General features: G+C 60.1%; 12 protein-coding genes and 4 pseudogenes. 9 read left to right on the forward strand and 7 right to left on the reverse strand.

Translation table 11 applies throughout. The features are described 5' to 3' along the window. The 3 genes from ACK8OU_RS18680 to ACK8OU_RS18690 form a co-directional block, all read left to right on the forward strand. On the forward strand, positions 1-360 hold a 360-nt coding region (locus ACK8OU_RS18680; RefSeq protein ID WP_410304864.1), incomplete at its 5' end, for a CoA transferase. A 233-nt stretch (positions 361-593) separates the two neighbouring features. Further along, positions 594-749: an IclR family transcriptional regulator domain-containing protein gene (locus ACK8OU_RS18685; RefSeq protein ID WP_410304874.1), complete on the forward strand. Its 156-nt coding sequence runs from the start codon at positions 594-596 to the stop codon at positions 747-749. Between the two features lie 121 nt (positions 750-870). Then, the gene (locus ACK8OU_RS18690) at positions 871-2553 is read left to right on the forward strand and encodes an electron transfer flavoprotein-ubiquinone oxidoreductase (RefSeq protein WP_410304865.1); all 1683 of its coding nucleotides are present in this window, start codon (positions 871-873) and stop codon (positions 2551-2553) included. 324 nt (positions 2554-2877) lie between these two features. On the opposite strand, the pseudogene ACK8OU_RS18695 reads toward ACK8OU_RS18690, so the two are convergent. Beyond that, a pseudogene (locus ACK8OU_RS18695) lies at positions 2878-2985 on the reverse strand (IS5/IS1182 family transposase); the annotation flags it as partial. 12 nt (positions 2986-2997) lie between these two features. Here ACK8OU_RS18695 and ACK8OU_RS18700 point away from each other — a divergent pair. Both ACK8OU_RS18700 and ACK8OU_RS18705 read left to right on the forward strand, forming a co-directional pair. After that, positions 2998-3702, forward strand: a pseudogene (locus ACK8OU_RS18700) (IS481 family transposase); the annotation flags it as partial. A gap of 216 nt (positions 3703-3918) precedes the next feature. Further along, complete coding sequence (locus ACK8OU_RS18705) at positions 3919-4365, forward strand: MaoC family dehydratase (RefSeq protein WP_410304866.1); 447 nt, start codon at positions 3919-3921, stop codon at positions 4363-4365. Between the two features lie 132 nt (positions 4366-4497). Here the strand turns inward: ACK8OU_RS18705 and ACK8OU_RS18710 are convergent. Next, positions 4498-5861 (reverse strand): IS3 family transposase gene (locus ACK8OU_RS18710; RefSeq protein WP_410304867.1). Its coding sequence is split into 2 segments (ribosomal slippage): positions 4498-5511 and positions 5514-5861, totalling 1362 coding nucleotides; the frame shifts between segments, so codons are not numbered across the junction. A 281-nt stretch (positions 5862-6142) separates the two neighbouring features. Further along, the gene (locus tag ACK8OU_RS18715; protein WP_410304868.1) at positions 6143-7297 is read right to left on the reverse strand and encodes an acyl-CoA dehydrogenase family protein; all 1155 of its coding nucleotides are present in this window, start codon (positions 7295-7297) and stop codon (positions 6143-6145) included. 482 nt (positions 7298-7779) lie between these two features. Between ACK8OU_RS18715 and ACK8OU_RS18720 the strand changes: the two genes are divergently transcribed. Together ACK8OU_RS18720 and ACK8OU_RS18725 are read left to right on the forward strand one after the other, a co-directional pair. Then, positions 7780-8976 carry a CaiB/BaiF CoA transferase family protein gene (locus tag ACK8OU_RS18720; protein ID WP_410304869.1) on the forward strand — a complete coding sequence of 399 codons (1197 nt, stop codon included), beginning with the start codon at positions 7780-7782 and terminating at the stop codon, positions 8974-8976. Positions 8977-9104: 128 nt separating this feature from the next. Continuing rightward, on the forward strand, positions 9105-10301 hold the full coding sequence (locus tag ACK8OU_RS18725; protein WP_410304875.1) for a CaiB/BaiF CoA transferase family protein: 1197 nt from the start codon (positions 9105-9107) through the stop codon (positions 10299-10301). On the opposite strand, the gene ACK8OU_RS18730 is transcribed toward ACK8OU_RS18725, so the two are convergent. The 4 genes and pseudogenes from ACK8OU_RS18730 to ACK8OU_RS18745 form a co-directional block, all read right to left on the reverse strand. Next, the gene (locus ACK8OU_RS18730) at positions 10298-10642 is read right to left on the reverse strand and encodes a hypothetical protein (RefSeq protein ID WP_410304870.1); all 345 of its coding nucleotides are present in this window, start codon (positions 10640-10642) and stop codon (positions 10298-10300) included. The two genes, ACK8OU_RS18725 and ACK8OU_RS18730, sit on opposite strands and share 4 nt — an antisense overlap. Continuing rightward, positions 10639-11016, reverse strand: a pseudogene (locus tag ACK8OU_RS18735) (transposase); the annotation flags it as partial. The pseudogene ACK8OU_RS18735 and the gene ACK8OU_RS18730, both read right to left, overlap by 4 nt. 393 nt (positions 11017-11409) lie before the next feature. Further along, complete coding sequence (locus ACK8OU_RS18740; protein WP_410304871.1) at positions 11410-12585, reverse strand: 2-methylaconitate cis-trans isomerase PrpF family protein; 1176 nt, start codon at positions 12583-12585, stop codon at positions 11410-11412. Between the two features lie 17 nt (positions 12586-12602). Beyond that, positions 12603-14672 (reverse strand): CaiB/BaiF CoA-transferase family protein, encoded by a 2070-nt coding sequence (locus tag ACK8OU_RS18745; protein WP_410304872.1) that lies wholly within the window; start codon positions 14670-14672, stop codon positions 12603-12605. Positions 14673-15029: 357 nt separating this feature from the next. On the opposite strand from ACK8OU_RS18745, the pseudogene ACK8OU_RS18750 reads away from it, so the two are divergent. Both ACK8OU_RS18750 and ACK8OU_RS18755 read left to right on the forward strand, forming a co-directional pair. Then, a pseudogene (locus ACK8OU_RS18750) lies at positions 15030-15320 on the forward strand (IS701 family transposase); the annotation flags it as partial. 583 nt (positions 15321-15903) lie between these two features. After that, the coding region (locus ACK8OU_RS18755; RefSeq protein ID WP_410304873.1) for an aconitase family protein at positions 15904-16887 on the forward strand (984 nt) is incomplete at its 3' end.

Genomic DNA, 16887 nt, shown 5'->3' on the forward strand with positions numbered 1-16887 from the left:
CATGGCGACGAGTTGTTCGCTCTTTTGGAAACGACGTTGGCGCAAAGACCCGCATCCGAGTGGATCGCGTTGTTCGAGGAATTCGACGTTCCCGCGAGTCTATGCGTGGCGCCTTCGGAAGCGGTTGAGAGCGAGCAGATAGCCTCGCGAGGATTTGTGCAAACCGTGGACGGACACCATCTTTCGACCTTTCCCGCAAATGCCCGAGGCGCGCTGCCCGAGATCAGATGGCCGGCACCCGATGCCGGGGAGGGGACGCGCCCTGTCCTGCGGATGATCGGTCTCGATGAAGTCGAGATCGAAGGACTGTTGCAGTCTGGAACCGTCGCGGAACGGGCAGCTGCGCTTATGATCGACTGATGATAGGAGCCGGCGATTTCGAGTGCTATATACCGCTCGAGCTTGCGCAGTGTCAGTGCCGCTTCGAGCCTTAGTCTCCCGGTTCCGGTTTGACGTGGTCGACACGCCCCGGCGGTTGATGGCGATTGTCTTCCTGGTGAGCGCCTGCCTCTGGTTCATGGTGCTACCGGCAAAGTCGTACTGGCGTTTCAAACACGCAAGGAGTCAGATGGCATCCGGAAATCGGTTCCGAAATCCATGCGGTCAACCGTAAGGAACTAAATGCCGAGTTGGAGATCGTCCGCAAGTGCGGCTACTCGGTTACCCGCAGCGAGCGCATCGCGGGTCTTACTGCGATAGCTGCGCCAATCCACGACTACACCAGAGGGTTTTGGTATGTGTCACCGTGACGGAGCAGAGTGTTTGCATGGCCCCCCATTTTCCGGGCCGTATTGCAGAGTTGTGTAGGGAACTCCGTCCGCAGGATGGCCGCTGGAGCGCGACGAGTTGAGAAGAGGGAGGAAGAGCGAGATGAATGAGATTGAACGTGAAAGCATGGAGTTTGACGTGGTCATCGTCGGGGCGGGGCCGGCCGGACTGGCTGCCGCGATCCGATTGAAGCAGGTCAATCCCGAGCTTTCCGTCGTCGTTCTCGAAAAGGGCGGCGAGGTGGGTGCGCATATCCTGTCGGGGGCCGTCGTCGATCCCGTTGGCATAGATAGTCTTTTGCCGGGGTGGCGCGAAGAGGCCGACCATCCCTTCAAGACCTCTGTGACCGACGATCATTTCCTTCTGCTTGGGCCGGCAGGCTCGGTGCGCCTGCCCAACTTCCTGATGCCGCCGCTGATGAACAATCACGGCAACTACATCGTATCGCTCGGCAATGTCTGCCGCTGGCTGGCCGGCCACGCCGAAGCGCTTGGCGTTGAGATATATCCCGGATTTGCCGCCGCAAGCCTGACCTACAATGATGAGGGCGCCGTCACCGGCGTCATCACCGGCGACATGGGCGTGGAGCGTGACGGCTCGCATGGACCGGCTTTCGCACCCGGCATGGCGCTGCTCGGCAAATATGTGTTGCTCGGCGAGGGCGCGCGCGGGTCGCTCTCCAAACAGGCCATTGCGCGTTTCGGCCTCGACAGGGGGCGCGAGCCGGGCAAATACGGCATCGGCCTGAAGGAACTCTGGCAGGTCAAGCCGGAAAACCACAGGCCCGGCCTGGTGCAACACTCCTTCGGCTGGCCCCTGGACATGAAGACCGGAGGCGGCTCGTTCCTCTATCATCTGGAGGACAATCTGGTTGCGGTGGGCTTCGTCGTTCACCTGAACTACAAGAACCCCTACCTCGGGCCTTTCGAGGAATTTCAGCGCTTCAAGACGCATCCGACTATCCGCGGCACCTTTGAGGATGCCAAGCGCATTTCCTATGGCGCACGCGCCATTACCGAAGGTGGGTGGCAGTCGGTGCCAAAGCTGACATTCCCGGGCGGCGCGCTGATTGGTTGTGCCGCCGGTTTCGTCAACGTGCCGCGCATCAAGGGGTCACACAACGCGATATTGTCGGGGATGCAGGCAGCCGAACATGCCGCTGCAGCCATCGCCGAAGGCCGCACCAATGACGAACTCGCCGCCTATGAAGCCGGGTGGCGCGATAGTGCCATCGGCAAGGACCTCAAGCGCGTGCGCAACGTCAAGCCGCTATGGTCGCGCTTCGGAACCGTCATCGGCGTAGGCCTCGGGGGCCTGGATATGTGGCTCAATACCTTGTTCGGCATCTCGCCATTCGGCACGCTGAAGCATGGCAAGCCCGACCACGCTACGCTCGAACCCGCTGAAAAACACAAGCGCATCGACTATCCCAAGCCCGATGGCGTGCTGACCTTCGATCGCTTGTCGTCCGTCTTCTTGTCCAACACCAACCATGAGGAAGACCAGCCGATCCACCTTCAGGTCAAGGACATGGATCTGCAGAAGCGCTCCGAATATGGGGTGTTCTCAGGCCCGTCGGCGCGGTATTGCCCGGCCGCCGTGTATGAATGGGTCGATGCGGATGGCAATTCGATTGCTGCCGAGCCAGGGCATGCCGATGCGCGCTTCGTCATCAACGCCCAGAACTGCGTCCACTGCAAGACCTGCGACATCAAGGATCCCGACCAGAATATCAACTGGGTGCCGCCGCAGGGCGGTGAGGGACCGGTCTATCCGAATATGTGACCGGCCTCGGCAAGTTCGTGCCGGCGCGTTTTTCGCGTTGCTTTCGCCAAGGCGAATTCAAGCGGAAACGCAGCTGCTAGACTAGGGTCAGGACTTCGGTAACGGTGCCGTTTCAGTCTATCAAAAATTGACGGCCACAACAGCGCAGTGTTGCAGCGGGTGCGGACATGTCTTGGCAATAGATTCATTTCGCCAATGCCTGGCTTGGTTCGCCCTTCGTTTGAGTTCACCCCGATACGGGAACAGCGACAGCTTTCCGTGGCTAATTGCAAGTTTCGTGAGCCAGTGGCTCGCGACGCAGGCCCCGTTACAGCATCTCATTGATCACAGCCAGAAGATGACGGCGGCGGCGATACAGATGGCCGAGAAGAAGGTGTGGGCGCATCGGTCGTAGCGAGTTGCGATGCGCCGCCAGTCCTTGAGCTTGGCGAACAGGTTCTCGACCGGCGCTGGACGGGCAAACAGATCGCCGCCGAAGCCGGCGTCTCGCCAGCGACTGTCAGCCGTGTTCTGCGACGGCTGGGCTTGAACAAGCTGAGCGCCTTGGAGCCGGAACCCGTGCGCCGTTATGAGCGGGAGCATCCCGGCGAACTCATCCATCTCGATATCAAGAAGCTCGGCCGGATCGGTTCTGTCGGACATCGCATCACCGGACGGCAAACTGGCGTGGTCAACCGTCATCTCGGCATTGGCTGGGAGTTCGTTCATGTTTGCATCGATGATGCCTCGCGCGTCGCTTTCGTCCAGGTCATGCCCGATCAGCGCAAGGAGAGCGCTGTCGCCGTCCTCGAGGCGGCCGTCGCTTATTACGCCAGCCTCGGCATCAAAGTGCAGCGGGTGATGACGGACAACGGCTCCTGCTATCGGTCAAAGACTTTCCGGGCAGCCTGCAAACGTCTCGGCCTGCGCCAAATCTTCACCAGGCCCTATACGCCCCGCACCAACGGGAAAGCCGAGCGCTTCATTCAGACAAGCTTGCGCGAATGGGCCTATGCTCGCGCCTATAACACCTCAGATGAACGCACCGCCGAACTGCCGCGATGGCTTCACCGCTACAATTGGCATAGACCTCATGGCGGTATCGGCTCAAAACCACCCATCAGCCGACTCGGCCTGACCGGGAGCAACCTGTTGAGACTCCACAACTAGCTACCTAGAAACTGAACCGACCGCGGTCGGACGCACTCAGACGTGCGGCGGAGCGCGCAAATTTCCGCACGAGCACGGTTTGCGTCATCTCGGACTGGCGCGCGACGCCTTGCTCAAGCGCATCTCATTGTGGGCGGGCAAGTATATGTGCCTTCCTCGAATGCCCAGAAAGCGGGTGGAAGAATCTGCTGTTGGGCTGCCGGAAGGGTTCCTTGCATGGGTGATCGGATGACGAGCGACTGGACGGGAACTTACGAATCGCTGACCATCGGCGCCTCCGAATCGAGCAGCCAGGTCATTGACGGACCAGCGATTGATGCCTTCGCTCATGCGATCCAGAGCTTCAATCCGATCCACTTGGATGGGGATTGGGCGCGGGCTAACACCCATTATCCGGATCGTGTGGCTCATGGCGTCATGACTTCGGCACTGATGTCGAAGCCCATTGTGCAATTCTGCGAGCGGTTCCAGGTCCGCACTGCCTTGCTGTCGACGTCGGCCAAATACCTTAAAGCCGTCGTCGTTGGGGATACCGTTACGACAGTTGTGCGTCTTGCCGGGAAGGACGATGAGAAGCGGCGAATACGTTTCGAAGTGGAGGCTAGGAACCAGCATGGCGAACTAGTTCTGGTGGGGGAAGCAATCGAAAAAGCGCTGACATAGGAATGACCTTTCGGTCCTTAGTGCAGCGCACCGACTCTGCAAAAAGTTTCGATACGCTGTCCGTCGTCAGAACATTTGGCACACCTCGTAGCGTAAATTAGCGGAGTGCGGGCCTCGTCTGGGAGGTTAATGTTAAGCGGCGAGCTTGTGGTGTTGCAAGCGCCGATGTTCGATGGTCTTCCGTTTGATCCTTTCACGTTGTTTAATGATGGCAGGTGCCCTTCCGAAGTAGGCATCGGCGGGCGTCACGTTTTGCAGGCTCTCGTGGTAACGCTGGTGGTTGTAGTGCTCGACGAAGGCCTCGATCTGGGCCTCAAGGTCGCCGGGCAAGAAGTAGTTTTCCAGCAGGATGCGATTTTTCAGGGTCTGGTGCCAGCGTTCGATCTTGCCCTGGGTCTGGGGATGCATCGGAGCACCGCGCACATGGCTCATTTTCCGAGCCTCGATATATTCCGCCAGTTCGCTCGCGATATAACTCGGGCCATTATCCGACAGCAGCCGAGGCTTTTGCAGCACGGTGGCGTTGTCGCAGCCCGAGGTCTTGAGAGCAAGGTCCAGCGTGTCGGTCACATCCTGGGCCCGCATATTGGTGCATAACTTCCAGGCGATGATGTAGCGCGAGAAGTCATCGAGCACGGTCGACAGATACAGCCAACCCCAGCCGATGATCTTGAAGTAGGTAAAATCGGTCTGCCACATCTCGTTTGGTCGGGTGGTTTTGGTGTGGAACTGATCGGCGGCCTTGATCACGACATAGGCCGGGCTGGTGATCAGATCATGGGCCTTGAGCAGGCGGTAAACCGTGGCTTCGGACACGAAGTAGCGCTTCTCATCGGTGAAGCGCACCGCCAGTTCGCGCGGTGACAGCTCGCTGTAATCGAGCGCCATCTCGACGATCTGGTTTTGAATATCATCGCCGATGCGGTTCCACACCCGGCTCGGCGCCGATGGCCGATCTTCCAGCGCCTCCGGCCCGCCTTCGAGGAAGCGATCATACCAGCGGTAGAACGTCCGGCGGGCAATGCCGAGTTGGTCCAGCGTGTGCTTGGCGGGCAGGTGCGACTGCTCGACGATCCTGATGATCTCGAGCTTCTCCGATGCCGGATATCTCATTCGTCGTCGCCCCCATCCGCGATCATGCTTTTTTTAAGCAGGCGATTCTCGAGCGTCAGGTCGGCAACACATTCCTTCAGGGCGTGGGCTTCACGACGCAGGTCATGCACTTCGCCGGTGGTCGCAGCACGGGCGGTGTCTCCAGCGAGACGGCGCTTGCCGGCCTCCATAAACTCCTTCGACCAGGTGTAGTACAGGCTCTGCGCGATGCCTTCCTTGCGGCACAACTCGGCGATACTGTCCTCGCCGCGCAACCCATCGAGCACGATGCGGATCTTATCCTCGGCCGAGAAGTGCCGACGGGTCGCACGGCGAATGTCCTTCACCACCCGCTCAGCAGGGGCCTTCACCGGAGATTTTTTCAAGGAGGTTTTGGGCTTCATCTTCGTTCCTTCGTCACTACGACGAAGCCCAAAACCTCCTAAACTTACAACCTCAAATCTGTGCCATGGGTGCTGACGGCGGACATGAATCGATATAATTAGGATACATATAGATTTCCTGTTAGCCGAGAGAAGTCTTAAGCCGAAACGGGCATCGGAAGATCGTCTGCATTGGGGATACTTCCCTTTGTGTTCATCCGAGTATGCAGGACGAGAGGAGGACAGCGCGCTTGATTTCTTGACGCATCGTTACAGGCGCCCTTGGCTCTATCCGTGTACTTTTACGCTCGAATCGCGTCGAGCCCGGTCATCTCACGGCCCATGATGAGCGTCAGCACCTCATTGGTCCCGTCCGGGATCGGAAGCATACGCACGTCGCGATACAGCTGCTCGAGCCCGCTTTCCCGGCTGATCCCCATCGCCCCGTGGACATGCATGGCGAGCGACACCGCCCGTTCGCAGGCGGTGGTGGCAAATCGCTTGGCCATCGCGGAGGAACCGTTAGCGCGGCCGCCACGGTCGATGATGTCCAGCGCCTGGTAGCATAGCAGCCGGCTCGCCATGACGTCCGTGGCGATATCGGCGAGACGTTCCTGGATGAGCTGTCGCTGGCCGATCGGCTTTCCGAACTGCTTGCGGATGCCGGCATATTCGATTGCGGCGTCAAGCGCAGCCTGTGCGATGTGAACCGCGGCGAGCCCCACCAAGGGACGATTGCCGTTCCAGGTGAGCGTCAGGATGCGAGCAGCGTCGCCACCCGTGCCAAGCGCGTTAGATGCCGGCACCCTGCAGTCGTCGAAAAGGATCTCCGAGAGGTGTCCTTGCTGGAGGCCGAGGCTCTGAATTTCCAACGCCTCGTAAGGCGACGCATCCCGTTCGACGACGATGCGGCGCATGATGTTGCCCTTGTCACCGTGCCCTGCCGAGCAGGTTGCGATCATGATATCGCTGGCCGTCCCGTTTGTGATCCACATCTTGCGTCCGTTGATGACCAACTCGCCGCCGTCCTCGACAACCCGGGTGCGGACCCCCCGCGGGTCCGATCCCGTGTCCGGCTCGGTTGTTCCGGTACAGCATATCTTTCTGCCCGCGATCAAATCGGGGAGAAACCGCGCGCGCTGCTCTTCGCTGCTATCGGCGTGGATACGCGCGACAGTGCATTCATGCGACAACAGCGAGATCGCCATCGCCGGAGGCAGTTGCTCGAACACCAGACCGAAGTCGAGCATCTTCATTCCGCTGCCTCCCGATTCCTCGGGAAGACGTGGCGCGGTGAGTCCCTGCCGGGCGAACACTGAATAGATTTTCAGCATCGCTTCCTTGGGAAGAGGCCGGTCTTTGTCATTTGCCGCCAGGATCGGAGCGATCTCGTTTGTTACCATGCTGCGGGCAGAATCCTGAATGATGCTCTGCTCATCCGTAAGTGAAAAGTCCATGCTCGACCTCTTTTAAGTTTAGCGAAGCTGTTGTTGACTTTCGATGCCATTCTACGGACACCTCTCTGGAGACTGGTTGCCGGCTCGTCGCCTTTTTGAGGTTCTCGCAGTCACCTGTTCTCCGCTGGTCGAGCCAGCGGCCCCTATGCACCGACCCCGCCAAAGAGGCATGCAAGTGAGAACAGGCAATCCACAAACCAAGCGGCATGCACGGAACACTCAGGATGTGATCGCCCCGCTCACCGGCGACAGCCTCTTCGCCACGCGGGCTCAGGGCAGCTCTGGCTGTCTATAAGCGCGCCCATGGAATGTCAAAGGAAATTTCACTAGACGAGACCCGTTCCATTGTATAGGGTCGCTTGGCATCAGGACGCCCGATGACTTGGATAGACTCGGGGCGGGCGAGGTACCTCGCATGGAGGAAGTTGCCTGGAGCGCCTGCGCCGCATTTAGGACATCTGATAAGGCACTGAGGAGGTTGAATGAGCGACGGAGAGCATCTACCCCTAAGCGGCATAAGGATTCTCGACTTTAGTCGATTGTTGCCTGGGCCATGGTGCACCCAGTTCCTAGCCGACCTGGGTGCGGACGTGGTGAAGATCGAAGATAACAGGGCCGGGGATCCCAGCCGGCACAACCCACCCATGGTCGATGCTGGAAGTGTCTATTTCAACAGTGTCAATGGTCAGAAGCGTTCCGTCGCGCTGGACCTGAGGGCCAACGGCGCCGCAGCCGTGCTGGAGCGGCTCTTTTCCTGGGCCGATATCGTCGTCGAATCGTTCAGCGTGGGTACTGCGTCTCGCCTCGGCGTCGGGTACGACGATGCCCGCAAGGTACGCCCGGACATCATATACTGTGCCGTATCCGGTTACGGGCAGGATGGACCGAAAGCCGACGTGGCTGGTCACGACCTGGTCATACAGGCCTCGGCCGGTCTGCTCGATCCTAGTCCGGACGGTCTGCCGCATTTCCAGGCTGCGGACTATTCGGCGGCGAGCATGGCTGTCATCGCGGTGCTGGCGGCGCTGCGTCGCCGTGACCTGACTGGGGAAGGCGCCTATCTGGACATTGCGATGTCCGATAGTCTCGCCGCCATGAGCGCCATAGTGCTGGCTCCAGGGCTGGCGCGCGCTGCGGGAGCGAGCGGCTCGCCACGCATCGAGGTTTGGGGCCGCAATCCGCGTTACAACATCTATCCTACGAAAGATGGCCGTACGGTTGCGCTCTGTCTGCTTGAGACCCGCCTCTGGGACAGGTTTTGCAGCGCCATCGGCCGCACCGATCTGGCGGCCGGCGTGGAGTTGTCGCACCAGCGACATTCGGACCACGGGGAATTAGGGTCTGCCTACCGACGTGCACTTGAGGACTACTGCGGCACGCGAACGCTGGCGGAAATCATCTCCGAAATGGAAAAGCACGATTTGCCCGTCGTTCCCGTGTCCACCGTTGATGAGGCCGTCGCCGATCCGCATCTTCGGGCGCGCGGCATTATCCGGGAACGGCGCGACGACGATGACCGCACTGTCGTTGAGATCGGCAATCCGCTTGCGCGCGCGGGTCTCGCGAGGCGTGAGCGCCGTCCGGCGCCGAAACGAGGCGCCGATGGACAATCTGTCCTTGCAGAACTCGGCTTCGGCGAGGAACAGATGGCGGCGTTGCATGCTGCCGGGGTGATATGAGCGGCGCTTCGGTGGCCGGCGGGATGGTCCATATCGCGCCGGATCCGCCGGGCGCGCCGTGCCGGCAACCAGGCGGAAGCAGTCGTTGACAGCGTTTCTGCATCACGAGGAGAGGCATCGGAATGACAATGCAATCTAGGCCGACGGTTTCTCATGGCGCAGGCTGGCGACCACTTGCCGGCGTTAAGCTGCTGGACTTTTCGGCCCTTCTGCCTGGACCTATGGCAGGGGGGATCTTCGCCGACCTCGGTGCAGAGGTGATCAAGATCGAGCCATTGACCGGCGACGCCGTGCGTCATCGAGGCGTGCTGGCCCCGATTCACCGCAGCGCCAACCGCAGCAAGTCCAGTCTGTTGATCAATCTGAAGAAACCGGAGGCGGTTACGGTCTTGGGCAGGCTTGCGAGATGGGGCGACGCCGCGCTGGAAAGCTTTCGGCCTGGAGTGGCAGCCAAACTCGGAATCGATCACGAAGCCCTCAGTCGCCACAACGCTCGGATCATCACCTGCTCACTCTCCGGCTACGGTCAGACCGGACCTTGGCGCGATCGGCCGGGCCATGATCTGAACTTTCTGGCCGCGGCCGGAGCCTTCGCGTTTCCTGGCCACTGGACCGGACGACCACGTCGCCCCGGTCTGCCCATTGCGGATCTGTGTGGTGGCTACACGGCCGCGATCGCGCTTCTTGCGGCGTTGCGGGAACGCGACGCTACGGGCAAGGGGACCGCGCTCGACATCGCTTTGATGGATGCCACCCTATACGCAGTCGCCATGCGCCATGGCTTGGAGCGCGACCGCTTCATTGCGGATTATCCCTATCCGACCAATGACTTGTTCATGACATCCGACGGCCGTGAGATAGCCCTTGGTGTGGGAACGGAGGACAGCCTCTGGGAGAACCTCCGAAAAGCGCTCAGCCCGATCGTCCCTGCCTTCCTTGACCTTCGGTACGACAGCGATGCCCTGCGGCGTGAGCATGGCGACGAGTTGTTCGCTCTTTTGGAAACGACGTTGGCGGAAAGGCCCGCATCCGAGTGGATCGCGTTGTTCGAGGAATTCGACGTCCCCGCGAGTCTATGCGTGGCGCCTTCGGAAGCGGTTGAAAGCGAGCAGATAACCTCGCGGGGATTTGTGCAAACCGTGGACGGACACCATCTTTCGACCTTTCCCGCAAATGCCCGAGGCGCGCTGCCCGAGATCAGATGGCCGGCACCCGATGCCGGGGAGGGGACGCGTCCTGTCCTGCGGATGATCGGTCTCGATGAAGTCGAGATCGAAGGACTGTTGCAGTCTGGAACCGTCGCAGAACGGGCATCTGCGCTCTAGCAGGCTGTTGAAGAAGTATCTCTTTTGGCTTTAAGGATCGTCTCGTCGCCGTTGTGGTAGGCGAATGTGATCTCGATCGAGCCGTCGTCGAGCAATTCAGCGGAACCATCGCCAGTGACGTCGTCCATCTCATCGAAATCGACCGATGTGAAGAACACCATATTCGGGCCATAGCTGAGGTCGAGGCCGGCTTGCAGGGCGCCAAAGGCGATCTCACCGTGGTTTTCCGCTCCGATGGTGATCGTGGCGGGATCGACAGGGTCGAGATGATCGCGATCCCACCGATCGGCCTCGACGATCCGCCAACGGTCGATCAACGGGCAGTTCGCCGGCGCACTCATATTGGTGCCGCCAGCAACTTCGGCAACCGCACGAGATTGTAGGCGGCGGCGCTGAAGGTGAAGGCCCATCCGGCGCGGTCGCGGCCACGCAACTTCGTCTTCGCCTGGCCGGCGACGATCTTGATCCATCCGAACGCCTCCTCAATGCGCTTGCGAATTCGCTGGCTGAAGGCATAGCCGCCGTGCCGCGTCGTGCGCCCGTCGATCGCCGAACGACGGCCGTTCGTGTTCTGCGCCACGTGCGGCGTCACTGTCATCGAGCGCAGCTCATTGATGAAGCCCTCAGCGTCATAGGGCTTGTCGGCGCCGAGTGTGATCGCTTGTGGCCGGTCGGCGCGGGGCTCGATCATGTGCAGCGCTGCCAAAGGATCCGACGAGACTCTCCTTTGCTGCTTCAAGCCAACCATTGAACTTGGCGGCCGCTTTTAATCGGATCATTTGTTGGAAGTCGATAATCGTTGTGCGTGCAACAATCAGATACGGGACGTTGCTTTCGATTGCCGCAACCAAAATCGCCTCGGATTTTGTCAAATCATCGCGGGCGGATGTCATCAAGCGGGCGATGGTCCGTGCCGAAGGCGTTCGCGCGAGCCCATTCTGATTTGCCTTCTCCGCAAGGCGTCGGCGCAGCGCCCATTGCGAGACGACAACGCTCCGTGCGCCTCAAACACAACGGCAAGGCAGGAGCAGCCCAGACGGTCGGTCGGCTGAGGCTTGCCTGAGGGCGGATAGGCCAAGGCCACCGGCCCCGCGGGGTCCACCCGCCATCAATACTGCGCGCTTGTCGGTACGTAGACCATTCCGTCCATGATACGCCTCGCTGTGCGCCCGAAGCCCAGGGCATCGATTTCCATGCCCGCCTCGTTGTTGGCTTCATGCGTGGTGACGACGACGTGCATGACACCGGACGGATGACCGATAGAAAGCGACTCCTTGGTCGAAGCGCTAGGCGCCAAGGCCCCGTTCACGATCGAGCCGGGGATGTGCGCCGCCGCTGCGATGCACATTGACCCGGTGCCCGCCATGGCTGCGTGACACCTGTTCAGGAAGACCAGGCGCGCCCTCAAATCCATGTCTGAAGCGCTGACGGCGGTGCCGTCCAGAGCCTTGTAGGAACCCGGTTTCGAGACAAAGGTCAGCATCGGAAACATTGGCGATTCGGTTTCGGCCTTGGTCCAATGAGATGCGAACCCGATCATCTCGGCGCTCTTTCCGCGTATTTCGCGCAGGAGGATGCCGAGGGGTTCGTTGTTGTCGATCTGATCGGGACCTTCATCTCCCTTGAGACCCAGGTCTTCGGCTCGGCAGTAGACGACGGGGTTTGCGACGTCACAGATCGTGACGTCGATCCTGCTTCCGCTCTCGAGCTGGATCGTATCAATTCGATTGCCGGTTGGCAGCACCTTCCCGGTCGTGGCACCGGCAGTCAGCCGAAAATCCATGAATATCTCCGCACCTGTGCCAGGCACGCCCGCGATCTCAAACTCCCCTTTCACCTTGGCGCGCCCGTTTTCGACCGGCACCTTCGCCACGATTACTTTCTGGGTGTTGGTGTTGTGTATCCTGACTTCAGTGAAAGGCTCCTTGAGCGCAACGAGCCCAGCATCGATCGCGAAAGGGCCAACACCCGATGAAATGTTGCCGCAATTTCCTTTGTAGTCGATGATCGGCCGGTCGAGATCAGCCTGGGCGAAGGTGTAATCGATGTCGGCATCCTCAATCGTAGAAGGCCCGACGATGGCGATCTTCGAAGTCAGGAGACGCGATCCACCCATACCATCGATCTGGCTGATGTCCGGAGTTCCCATAATCCGCAGCAGTAGCGCATCGCGGGACGGACCGGGGGGAGGAAGATCGTGTTCGAAGAGGTAGATGCCCTTGCTGGTGCCGCCACGCATGAGCGTGCATCTGATGCCCACCTGATCATAAACGCCAGTGCTCACGTCGAAACTCCTTCGTTTTACAATGTTCTATCGGCGCGTCTATGGGCGCGGAGAGTTTCGTTCATCTCGCCAAGCGAACCAACCAATTCGCCGATGATCGGTGGCGTCGCGGAAAGCCGGTACGGCGGTCCGAGCAGGGGCCAGCGGAAGCCTTTCCGTTCCCTCCAGATCACGAGCCCCGAACTCGTTGTTCGCGGATCGTCGGCCACCTCGGGAACCGTTCGAACGGGAACCGAGGACGTGCCGATCGCCTCGGGTTCGGTTTGCGGCGAAGCCGTTGCAGAGAATCCGTCGGAAAAAGGAACCATCTGAAACGGGTCCTCGCGCTCGTCGTTCCAATGGGTCTGCGTTGTCCAGAGCGCAGCGTCCTGCATCGCCAGGTCGATTGCCTGTCCGCTGCCCGAATAGTCCCTGTACTCCAGCATCGCGAGAATGGCGAACAAAGAGATCAGCGCTCCGGTGATGTCAGCCGCCGAAATGCCGAGCTTGGTCGGTGCACCATCGACGCGGGTCAAATCCATCAGTCCCGACATGGCCTGGATCACGGAATCGAACGCAGGGCGGCCCGGGAAAACAGAATCCGCCCCGAAGCCTGAAATGCCGCAGTATACAAGGCGCGGATTGATCCGTTCAAGCGCCGCCGGCGAGAAGCCCAGTTTCTCGAGCGATCCAGGCTTGAGGTTCTCGATCAGGACATCCGCGCGGGAAATGATCTCTGCGAGAATTCCGGCATCGGTAGGATTTCGCAGATCAAGTGCTGCGCTCCGCTTCCCGTTGTTGCTCATGGCGAAGAAGTAGCCCGTACCCTCATGCATAGGTGGCCAGTCGCGGGTGGCTTCCCCGGTAAGGGGCTCGATCTTGATCACCTCGGCGCCCAAGGCCGCGAAGTGTTTTGCGGCAAGCGGGGCGGTCGTGTACTGCCCGATTTCGATGATTGTCAAACCGGCGCACGGTCCCTTGATGGACCCATCGCCAGACGCGTGTTCCGGCCTGGGCGTCAGCGACATCGCGAATTCCCGGTCGGCATCTGGCGCCGGGATGGAATCGGCGCAACGCCCAGGAGTCCGCGAGGCCTTCAAAGGTGTTCCCGATACGTTGACATTGGCACCGGTAACTGGATCGGGGAGGCTCAGCGCCATCTTCCTGTGCTCGACGTTCGCATCGCTGTGCACCCTGGAAACTTCGACGATCGGTCCGGAGGCAATACCCGCTTTGGTGAGGGCTGCAATGATATCGCCCACGGATTTGCCAGCTGTCCATTTGCTGACCTGACGATCAACCTCGTCTGGAATACGGATTCGATCGGCCAGCTTCGCCAGCGGGCCGCCGCTGGCGAGGTCCGGCACTCCCATGACGTCGCAGAGCTTTATCCAGTGCTCGTCTTTCGCGGAGCATATCAGAACCCAGCCATCATTCGCCTGGTAAGCGTTCCAGGGAGAGGCCATCGGATGCCGATTGCCGGCGCGGGAAACGGATTTCCCACCGTAGTGAAGCGGCAGAAAAGTCGCGAGCGCGTTGACGCCGCACTCGTAGAGTCCGACGTCTATACGCTGGCCCCTATTGGTGAAGAGCCGTTTCGCCCTCATCGCGGCGACCACTGCCGCCGCCGCGTAGGCGCCAGCGTGGAATTCCAGGATCGGAACGTCGGAAACCGAAGGGTCGAGCTCCGGTACGCCGGTGATCGATGCCATTCCGCAGTAGGCCTGGATCAGCTTGTCGCTCAAGCCGGACAGTTCGGTGTTGGACGTGTCCAACGATGCCGTGATGTCGCAGATGACATGGTTCTCGCTCAGGAAGCCGGACGCCGCCGTCTGAACCGGGCTGGGGATGTCGGATGACAGCAGCACGATGTCCGCGGCATCCAGAATGGTCTTCAAGACGGGCATGTCGCCTTCGCGCCAGACCAGGCTTCGCTTGCCTGCGAGGAACGTCGCACGGCTCAGCCACTTGTCGCGCGAGGGGAGCGACTCCGGCTCGACCACGATCACGGTCGCGCCGGCTTGGGCGAGGAGCTGGCCACAGGCGGAGCAGCCCCGACGATCCCCGAGCTCCACTACGATCCATCCGGCCAGGCTATGTTCCTTCATCGCGCAACGGTCCATCCTGCAAAATTGGTTCCATATCCTATAGCGACAACCTCATGATCTTGTCCAGTCTCGCTGGTCTCGATAGGCGATGGCATGCATTCGATGGACGCGGCAGTCGCGCCGGCGACCGAACCCCGAGCGACTCCCTTTTCGTCAAGGCTCTCCCCTCGGCCGCCCATCCAAGGGGCCCATTGTGCCGCCTGACCTGCAGTCAAGGACGGGCGGTCGCCCCCAGCAGGTAGCCGCCGCTCCGAGCAATAGTGTCTGATTTTCAGCTATTGACAAAATATTGGAACGAGTTTCATTAATTCGCATTACAGTTGCGCTTTTGAGCCATCTCGGGATCCATGGGCTTCCATGATTCGGAGGTCATGGATGACAGGTGTATCGATTGAGGCGACGCTGGAGCTTTGGGCGTCTTCGCTGCGGGATGTGAAGACCCGCATGCGGCCACTGTTCACGCAGGAACGTGTCGCGAATTCGGCAGGGCAGTTTCTGGACGGATTGATTGGCGAGGAACGGCGCAAAACGGGTTGGATGCGCGCCGAAGCTGCCGGCGATCCCGGACCGTGGCGTCAACAGGCGATCCTGGGCCGTGGGCGTTGGGATGCCGATGCGCTGCGCGACATCGTTCGCGATTACGCTCTGAATTACCGAATGGCGTGAGCGGTCACCTCCTGCTGGAGGCAACGGCGAACGTCTCGGGGTCGTTTGACCCCGGCAAGGAGATCGACTGACGATCTATGCGGCAAGGACTTCAATGTTCAGGACGGGGTAAACCAGTCCCGGGGCTCGAGCATAAAGCTCTCTGAACCGATGTGGACCCTGTTCTTCGAACTGCATACCGGCCCCCGTGGCGCTGGCCACGATGAGACGCCTGACACACGACCGATAGAAGCAACACCTGCAAAAGAAGTCGGAAGAAAACCCTTGCAAAGTCGGGGGCATCCACACACGACCCACCCCGATCGGTGCCACAGACCTGGAAGCTTCGCTTGGCGAGGTCGATCGCCAAAATATGCACGTCTGACATGGTCTCCTCCTTCGAATGCACCACACCGGCGCGGATGGCATCATACAGCACCGGGCATCCACGGCATCAGTTCACCGGTCGTCCTCGCCCATGGTACCGCAGATTAAGTATGGGGAGAAAAATGGAACCAAACTTACTAGACGAAACTAAGCCGTATCGTTAATGAGTGATAACACCTACTAGATGCGGCGTGGGCAAATGCAGGATACCGATATGGGACGTAGTCTTTACGAAAAGATCTTTGACAGACATGTGGTGCGCGAACTTGCGCCGGGGCAATATCAGGTTTTCGTCGGCCTGCACCTCGTGCACGAGGTTACCAGCCCGCAGGCATTTGCCGAGCTTCGTGAGAGAAACCTGAAGGTTCGTTTTCCGGACAGGACATTCCTGACAGCCGACCACGCCATACCGACGACGTCGCTGGCGCGGCCCTATTCGGATCCGCTGAATGAGAAGCAGGTGGCTTACCTGGAAACGAATGCGAGGGATTTCAACCTACGCTACTTCTCGCCTGATCGGCGCGAGCACGGCATCGTGCACGTGATCGGTCCGGAACGCGGGTTGACCCAGCCAGGAATGACAATCGTTTGCGGTGATAGCCATACCGCAACGCATGGCGCATTCGGTGCCTTGGCGTTTGGGATCGGGACATCCCAGGTTCGTGATGTGCTGGCCACTCAAACGCTGCCGCTGCAAAAGTTGAAGGTTCGCCGCATCGAGGTGAATGGCCGGCTTGCCCCGGGCGTATATGCCAAGGACGTGACCCTTCACATCATCCGATTGCTGGGTGCCAAGGGTGGTGTCGGCTATGCCTACGAGTATGCCGGCGACGTCGTATCGGCTTTCTCGATGGAAGAGCGCATGACGCTTTGCAACATGGCAATCGAAGGGGGCGCGCGCTGCGGTTACGTCAATCCTGACGAAAAAACATACGCGTATATCCGCGGCCGCGAGTTTGCGCCTGCCGAGGGCGCCAACTGGGATGCTGCGGTGGAATATTGGGATAGCATTCGTTCCGACAGCGACGCGGTCTATGATGATCGCGTCGTGATAGATGCCGCAGACATCGGACCGATTGTGACTTGGGGCACCAGTCCCGACCAATCGGTGGCAGTGGACGAGACTATTCCAGATGACAATGCCTTCGGCACGAATGAAGCGACCGGCCGGCGCGATGCGCGA

Origin of the sequence: Pontitalea aquivivens, assembly GCF_046507575.1 — a bacterium.
GTDB classification, from domain to species: Bacteria; Pseudomonadota; Alphaproteobacteria; order Rhodobacterales; family Rhodobacteraceae; genus Pontitalea; species Pontitalea aquivivens.

Excerpts from the sequence above, each read along its gene's own strand:
- ACK8OU_RS18730 (WP_410304870.1), bottom strand. The coding sequence starts at position 10,642 with ATGAGTGCGCCGGCGAACTGCCCGTTGATCGACCGTTGGCGGATCGTC.
- ACK8OU_RS18690 (WP_410304865.1), top strand. The coding sequence starts at position 871 with ATGAATGAGATTGAACGTGAAAGCATGGAGTTTGACGTGGTCATCGTC.
- ACK8OU_RS18715 (WP_410304868.1), bottom strand. The coding sequence starts at position 7,297 with ATGGACTTTTCACTTACGGATGAGCAGAGCATCATTCAGGATTCTGCC.
- ACK8OU_RS18725 (WP_410304875.1), top strand. The coding sequence starts at position 9,105 with ATGCAATCTAGGCCGACGGTTTCTCATGGCGCAGGCTGGCGACCACTT.
- ACK8OU_RS18720 (WP_410304869.1), top strand. The coding sequence starts at position 7,780 with ATGAGCGACGGAGAGCATCTACCCCTAAGCGGCATAAGGATTCTCGAC.
- ACK8OU_RS18745 (WP_410304872.1), bottom strand. The coding sequence starts at position 14,672 with ATGAAGGAACATAGCCTGGCCGGATGGATCGTAGTGGAGCTCGGGGAT.
- ACK8OU_RS18705 (WP_410304866.1), top strand. The coding sequence starts at position 3,919 with ATGGGTGATCGGATGACGAGCGACTGGACGGGAACTTACGAATCGCTG.